General features: G+C 69.0%; 6 protein-coding genes and 2 pseudogenes. 2 read left to right on the plus strand and 6 right to left on the minus strand.

All coding sequences use genetic code 11. From position 1 onward, the window contains the following. The 6 genes and pseudogenes from ACFY3D_RS39410 to ACFY3D_RS39435 all read right to left on the minus strand — a co-directional run. Positions 1-432: pseudogene (locus ACFY3D_RS39410) on the minus strand (hypothetical protein); the annotation flags it as partial. Next, positions 429-1,544: a DegT/DnrJ/EryC1/StrS family aminotransferase gene (locus ACFY3D_RS39415; protein ID WP_389989630.1), complete on the minus strand. Its 1,116-nt coding sequence runs from the start codon at positions 1,542-1,544 to the stop codon at positions 429-431. The pseudogene ACFY3D_RS39410 and the gene ACFY3D_RS39415, both read right to left, overlap by 4 nt. Positions 1,545-1,575: 31 nt before the next feature. Next, positions 1,576-3,381 (minus strand): fatty acyl-AMP ligase, encoded by a 1,806-nt coding sequence (locus ACFY3D_RS39420; RefSeq protein ID WP_389989632.1) that lies wholly within the window; start codon positions 3,379-3,381, stop codon positions 1,576-1,578. A gap of 43 nt (positions 3,382-3,424) precedes the next feature. Then, positions 3,425-3,988 (minus strand): LmbU family transcriptional regulator, encoded by a 564-nt coding sequence (locus ACFY3D_RS39425; RefSeq protein WP_362522351.1) that lies wholly within the window; start codon positions 3,986-3,988, stop codon positions 3,425-3,427. 259 nt (positions 3,989-4,247) lie between these two features. After that, complete coding sequence (locus ACFY3D_RS39430) at positions 4,248-4,550, minus strand: hypothetical protein (protein WP_362770330.1); 303 nt, start codon at positions 4,548-4,550, stop codon at positions 4,248-4,250. A 5-nt stretch (positions 4,551-4,555) separates the two neighbouring features. Continuing rightward, on the minus strand, positions 4,556-5,191 hold the full coding sequence (locus ACFY3D_RS39435) for a GNAT family protein (RefSeq protein ID WP_362907611.1): 636 nt from the start codon (positions 5,189-5,191) through the stop codon (positions 4,556-4,558). Positions 5,192-5,497: 306 nt separating this feature from the next. On the opposite strand from ACFY3D_RS39435, the gene ACFY3D_RS39440 reads away from it, so the two are divergent. Further along, positions 5,498-6,727 (plus strand): acyl-CoA dehydrogenase family protein, encoded by a 1,230-nt coding sequence (locus ACFY3D_RS39440; RefSeq protein WP_350950397.1) that lies wholly within the window; start codon positions 5,498-5,500, stop codon positions 6,725-6,727. Positions 6,728-6,735: 8 nt separating this feature from the next. Then, positions 6,736-7,182 (plus strand): annotated as a pseudogene (locus tag ACFY3D_RS39445) (hypothetical protein); the annotation flags it as partial.

Here is a 7,182-nt window from a genome sequence, read left to right on the forward strand (position 1 = left end):
ATAGGAGGCCGGCTCCCAGATGACGAGATCGGGCTTCCAGTGCCGGCAGAAGTCGGTGAGCTCCACGATCATCGGATCGTTCACCACCCGCCACCACCACGGCACGAGCTCGTCGTGATAGCCCCGGCGCAGGTACTCCCAGGTGAGCATCTCCGGCCGGTTCTCCGCCATGTCGAACGGCGCAGGCCCGTCGGGATCCAGGCTTTCGGCGTGCGTGAGCAGCCGGTGCAGCATGTGGTCCTTGCCGACGGGCACCGCGGTGAGGCCGGCGCCGGTGATGACGTCGCTGAGCTCCGGCTGGCTCGCCACCCGCACCTCGTGACCGGCGTTGCGCAACGCCCACGCCAGCGGCACCATCCCCAAAAAATGAGTCTTCTCGGCATAGGTGACGAACACCACACGCATCGGCCGGGCCGGCCGGTCGCCCGTCACAGCGCCGCCAGCACCTTGAGCAGCGACTCGACCACCTTCGTCTGGTCGCCCTCGGTCAGCGACGGATACATCGGCAGCGAGAAGATCTCCCCGGCCGCCGCCTCGGTGACGGGCAGCGCCCCCGCCCGGTAGCCAAGCTTCGCGAACCCCGACATCGTGTGCACCGGCCACGGGTAGCTGATGTTGAGCGACACGCCGTACGGCTTGAGCGCCTCGATGATGTCGTCGCGCCGCGGATGGCGGACCACGTAGACGTAGTACGAGTGCTCGTTGCCGGGGGCGACCGCGGGCAGGACGACGTCGGTGTCGGCCAGCGCCTCGGCGTACCGGGCCGCGACGGCCCTGCGGGCGGCGACGTAGCCGTCGAGCCTGGTCAGCTTGCGGCGCAGGATCTCGGCGTGCACCTCGTCGAGCCGGCTGTTGTGGCCGGGCGTCCGCTCGACGTAGTAGCGCTCCCTCATCCCGTAGTAGCGCAGCTGTCTCAGCGCCGCGTCCACCTCCGGGTCGGAGGTGATCGTCGCCCCGCCGTCGCCGTACGCCCCGAGCACCTTGGTCGGGTAGAAGGAGAACGCGGCCGCCTCGCCCATCGAACCCGCGATCCTGCCGTGGTGGCGGGCCGCGTGCGCCTGCGCGCAGTCCTCCAGGATCAGCAGGTCGTGCCGGGTGGCGATCTCCCGCAGCGGGGCCATGTCGACGCACTGACCGTACAGGTGCACGGGAAGCAGGCAGCGGGTCCGCTCGGTGATCGCCGCCTCCACCTGCCCGACGTCCATCAGGTAGGTGTCCTCGTGCACGTCGACGAAGACCGGGGTGGCGCCGACGGCGTCGATGGCCACGACCGTGGGCGCCGCCGTGTTCGACACGGTGATCACCTCGTCGCCCGGCCCGACACCCAGGGCCTGGAGCCCCAGCACGATCGCGTTCGTCCCGTTGTCGACGCCCACACAGTGCGAGACGCCGTGGTAGGCGGCGAAGGCCGCCTCGAAGTCGCGCACACCGCGCCCGAGCACGAGCTGGCCCGAGCGGAACACGGTGTCCACGGCGTCGAGGATGTCCTCGCGTTCGTTCTCGTACTCCTGCAGATAGTCCCAGACGAAAAGGGGCCTGATCACGCATCACCTCCGGAAGGGAAGCCACTTCGGCTCAGTGGTCGAACTCCCCGCGGAGGTACTGCTCGCGGCAGGCACCACGGCGGATCTTTCCACTGGTCGTCCGCGGCAGGCTGCCGCGCCGTACGAGGACGAGGTCGTGCGCGGCCAGGCCGTGGTTGCGGGTGATCTCCTGGCGCAGGACGCGCAGGACCGCCTCCCTGTCGTCCTGCTCGGCCGCCATGAGCGCGGGGCCGGCCTCGACGAGGACGACGAGTCGTTCCTCGCCCTCGGCCTCGCTGGAGAACGCGGCCGCCGCCCCCTCGGAGCCGACGTCTCGCACGGCCTGAACGGTCGCCTCGATGTCGTCCGGGTAGTGGTTCCGGCCACGAATGATGATCATGTCCTTGGCCCGGCCCACCACGTGGAGGTTGCCGCCGAACAGGAAACCGAGGTCGCCCGTCCGCAGCCAGGGGCCGGAAAGCAGCTCGCCGCCGGTCTCGGCGAGGTGCTTCGCGAAGACCTCCGCCGACCGCTCCGGCTGGTTCCAGTAACCGTCCGCCACATTGGGCCCGCTCACCCAGATCTCGCCGACCCTCCCCTCCGGCAGCGAGGTCAGGCCCTCCTCGTCGCGGATCCGCACCGACACCCCCAGGCTCGGTACCCCGCAGGAGACGACGCGCACGGTACCCGGGCTGCCCGGCGGGCACTCGCGGGCGATGCCGGCGGCCAGGTCCGCGCGGTCGAAGCAGCGGTCGGTCATGCCCTCGCCGACCGGCGGCGCGCTCACCGGAAGGGTCGCCTCGGCCAGGCCGTAGCAGGGGGCGGGGGCGGTGGGCGCCAGGCCGCCGGCCGCGAACGCCGAGATGAACGCCTCGGTCGACTCGGCGTACACCGGCTCCGCGGCGATCGTGAGGAGCCGCAGCGAGCCGAGGTCGAGCTCGCCCCTGCGCTCGACGGCCACCCGGCGCACACACTGGGCGAGGCTGGAACTCGGCGCGACGCTCCAGTCGGCCCGGTAGTCGGAGATCATGCGGAGCCAGCGGTACGGATCCTGCACGAAGGCCATCGGGCTGAGGTTGACCGAGTGCGCGCCCGCGCCCAGCGGGTTGGTGATCGCGCAGACGAGTCCGAAGTCGTGGAAGAACGGCACCCACGACGCGACGACCGAACTCGGCCAGTGTGCCCTGATCTGGTAGTTGGTGACGGTCATGTTCTCGTGCGTGACGCGGACGCCCGACGGGGTGCCGGTTGAGCCGGAGGTGTACTGCAGGTACGCCACCGCCTCCGCCCGCATGTCCGGCCTGCGCCAGTGCGCGGCGTCGGCCACGGGAACCTCGTCGACGCGGACCAGATGCTCGGGCGGGCGCTCCATCCCCTCCAGCAGCCGCTGGACGGACGGGTGAACCGCGGAGGTGGTGAGCACGTACCGCGGTTCGCAGTCCCCCATCACCGATCGCAGGCGCTCGTTACTGCGCAGCGCCTCGGGCGCGTAGAGCGGCACCGCCACGAGACCGGCGTACAGGCAGGCGAGGAACGCCACCACGTACGCCGGCTCGTGGGGACAGAGCACCGCCACCCGATCGCCGGGCTCGCACCGCCGCTGGAGGACCGCGGCCACCGCGCGGGCCCGCTCGTCGAGCTCGGCGTAACTCATCGTCCGCGAGCTCTTCTCCCTGCGGCCGGTGTCGCGGCGCATGCCGTACTCGACGAAGGTGACGGCGGGGGAGGAGCCCGAGGTCCTGGCGAAGCGGCTGACGCTGTCGGGCAGGTAGCGGAGACGGAGGCGTTCCGATCCCCGAGGGGTGGTGACGGCGGTCTCGATGACGTCCTGTGGCGACGCGCCGTGATCGGGGTCCAAGCTGTCTTCTCCGTCCGCTCGTTGAGGCTTCGCCGCCCCGGGGTCAGGCGGACTGGGGGAGCGCGCCGGCCTTCCTCGACTCCAGCGCCGCGAGCGCGGCGCGGTCCAGGTTGGAGACCATCCAGACGAGCAGGTCCTGCTCGGTGCTCTCCGCGGCCTCCTGCCAGCGTTTCTTCTGCTCCGCGATGATGTTCATCTGAATGTGGGTGACCTCGTCGGCGGTGCCGCCGTTGCGTTCCGCCTTGATACGCCGCCGCAGCTCGTTCCTCGACCAGCTGCCCTTCTCCGCCCGGTTGAGCCAGATCTCCTGGTCGGGCTCCGGCAGGCTGGCCACCTCCGCGTGGTGCTGGAAGCTCAGCTTGTCGCGCCGCCTGGAAAGACTGAACTGCCGGGCCACCCAGGCGTAGTTCCGCAGCGTCTGGTAGTCGAGCGAGGTCTCGGCGATCGCCCGCTTGTAGCGGTCGGGATAGTGCGCCTGGCCGTAGATCAGCCAGTCTCCCAGCCACCAGGCGGAGGAGTCGGAGATGATGAAGATCTGGCGGCCAAGGCGGCTCCAGGCGGTCAGCGACATACCGGGGGGCAGCGAGAGAGCCGTTCTCCTGGTCATGCCCGGTGCGTCGAGCGCCATCCGCGCGTTGCCGGCCGGTCTGGCCTGCCCGTGATGTGTGGTCGCAAGACTTGGGTAACCGTTAACGCCTGTCACATCTGTCACGCCCTTTCGCCCCGGCGGGTCGTCGATGGCTGAGAGTTTGCCCTAGGCGCCACGGGAGAGTTCTAGACAAGATCTAGACGCCCTGACAGATGAGTGACGGAGGCCAGGTCAAGGCCGTTTTCCCCGCTCACCGTGCTTGTCCCGCCCGTGGGCGTTACTTCTGGCCGTCGGCGCGCGGAGGGAGACGTTCGATGACGAAGTCCGCCAGGTCGTCGAAGTTTCTCCCGGTGAAACCGGCCATGTCGTCCAGGAGCGGGACGCCGTAGGTGTCCTCCAGGGCGAGGATGAGGAGGATGATGGAGAAGGAGTCGAGGTTGCCCAGATCGCTGGGCTCGGGAATCTCCCCCAGGTCGGTCAGCTCGGGAATGGCGAGCTCGGAGGAGCTGAACAGCACGATCTTCAGCGCCTCGCGCTCGATCTGCTCGCGCACTTCCTTCTTCTGGTCGGAAACGAACATCTCGGTCAACTCTTTTCTCCTTCGGATGCCTCGGCGGAATCGGTGGACACCGCGGATACGGTGGATACCGTGGACGCGGTGGATGCCGCCTCCCGGCGTTCGCCCGGCCCCTGCGCGAGCTTATTGAGGAGCTCGGTGCCGTGCTCCTCCCACTGCTCGCGGTAGACGGCGTAGATATGCACGTCTCGCAGCGCTCCGCGATCGTAAAGATGCTCGGGGAGAGTCGCCTCTTTGTAGGCGGAGTTGAAGGCCGTACGGAAAGCCGCGAAATCCGTCTCGGTGGTCCAGAAATATATCTTTCTGACGTTCCACATGGCGAAGGCGTAGTTGACGGTCATCAGGATGACCTCCGCGCCGACCCCGTTGCCGGCCGCGGCGGGATCGGTGAAGAAGCTCGCCCGCACGTGCTGTCCCGAGAGGTCGAGATGGTGGAACGAGACGTATCCCACGACCCTGTCGGTGTCCCGCCGCTCCACGATGAACTGCGCGGACACCTCTTTGGAGTACAGCGCGCCGAACACCTCCGCCGAGGGCAGGTCGTTCAGCTCGGCCTTCAGGAGAAGGTCGTGCGCCGTGACGCCCTCCGGAGGATTGGCATGGCGCAGCAGCGTCCTTCTGGTCTTGGTGTGGGGAAAGAGCACGTTCTTCCACCTTCAACTCGGCGTTGCGGCTGAATGGGATTACCCGGGGTATTGTTCGAGCCGGCCGGGTGACTGTCATCCCCTGCATCAATGCGGCGGGTCCGTCTCGCCAGCGGGACAGATGCTAGTTCCGGGTGATCGGTGGGTCAAGCTATTCTCCGGCCGTCCCCAATGCCCATGGAATGCCATTTCCCGGATCGTGCATAATTTCCCGGTTGATTTCTTAGGCGGCTGGCGGAAAAGTCGTTTATGGTGCATGCGGCGGCAGCGGGCCGACGTGCGAACGCAGGGAAGCGGGATGGGCTGATGACAGTGCACACCGAGAACGCCGTGATGCCGGGAGAGCTCCGCGAGCCGATCACCCCCGAGGGCCGCGACCTGATCGGCCTCGTCGAGACGCACCTACCGGCGATCGCCGCCGCGGCCCCGGACAACGACCGCAGCGGCACCTTCCCGCGTGACATCTTCGAGGACCTGCGAAGGAGCGGGGTCCTCGGCGCCACGGTGCCCTGCGCGCTCGGCGGCCTGGGGGTCGATCGTCTGCACGACGTCTCCCTGGCGTTGCTGAGGGTCGCCGAGGCGGACGCCTCGACGGCGCTCGCCTTGCACATGCAGCTCAGCCGGGCGCTGACGCTGACCTACGAGTGGCGGACGGGACCGGCGCTCGCGCGGACACTGGCCGAGCGGCTGCTGCGCGGCATGGGCTCCGGCGAGGCGGTCGTTTCCACCGGGGTGAAGGACATCCCCCGCGACCGGCGTCCGACCACGCTGACGCAGACGGCCGACGGCGGCTGGCTGCTGTCGGGCGGCAAGACCCTGGTGAGCATGGCGCCCATCGCCACGGACTTCGCGGTGTACGCGCAGACGCGCGTCCCCGGACAGCGTCCCCAGTCGGGGATGGCGGTGCTCTCCAGGAACTGCCCGGGGCTTCGCGTACTGGACAACTGGGACGGCCTGGGGATGCGGGCCTCCGGGAGCGTCGACATCGTGTTCGACGACTGTGTCATCCCCCCGGAGGACGTGGTCCTGCGCGGGCCCGCGGGTGAGCAGGACCTCGCGATGCTCGCGGGGCAGACGGTGAGCTCGATCACCATGCTGGGGATCTACACCGGCATCGCCCAGTCGGCGCGCGACATCGCGGTCTCGACCCTCATCCGCAGGGGAGCCGCGGGGGCGGCGGCCGCGCGGACGCTGGTGGCGGAGATGGACGCGCGGCTCTTCACGATGAGGTCGACGGTCGCGGCGGCCCTGGCGCGCGCCGACCGGCTCTCCTACGACGACACGGGCGACCCCCGGGAGCGCGGACCGGCCATGATGACGCCGTTCCAGTGCGCGAAGCTGATCGTCAACCAGCTGGCGCCCGCCGTCGTCTTCGACGCCCAGAGCCTGATCGGCGGTGCCTCCTTCTCGGCCTCCCACCCACTGGCGCGGCTCTATCGCGACGTGCGCGCGGGTGGCTTCATGCAGCCCTACACCTACATCGACGCCGTCGACTATCTGAGCGCCCAGGCTCTGGGAGCCGTGAAGAACGGTTAGGAGAGGTCATGCGCGTTCTTTTCACGGCGTACGCGGAGAAGACCCATTTCCTGGGGATGGTGCCGCTGGCGTGGGCGTTGCGCAACGCCGGTCACGAGGTGCGGGTGGCGAGCCAGCCGGAGCTCACCGGTGTCATCACCGGCGCGGGCCTCACCGCGGTGCCCGTCGGCAAGGACCACATCCTGCACCGGCTGGTGAGCAAGACGAAGGAGAGGGACGCCGCCTCCAGGGACGCCGTTTCCGGAGGCACCGCCTCCGAGGAGCGGGAGTCCTCCTTCTTCGACCTGGCGGAGGAGCGGCCGGAGAAGCTCACCTGGAAGTATCTGAAGGACGGCTACGGCGGGAAGTTCGTGCCGTGGTGGTGCCGGGTGGTGAACGACCCGATGATCGTGGAGCTCACCGAGTTCTGCCGGCACTGGAAGCCCGATCTCGTCATCTGGGAGCCCGTCACCCAC

It is taken from the genome of Streptosporangium sp. NPDC000509, from assembly GCF_042898365.1.
Taxonomy (GTDB): domain Bacteria; phylum Actinomycetota; class Actinomycetes; order Streptosporangiales; family Streptosporangiaceae; genus Streptosporangium.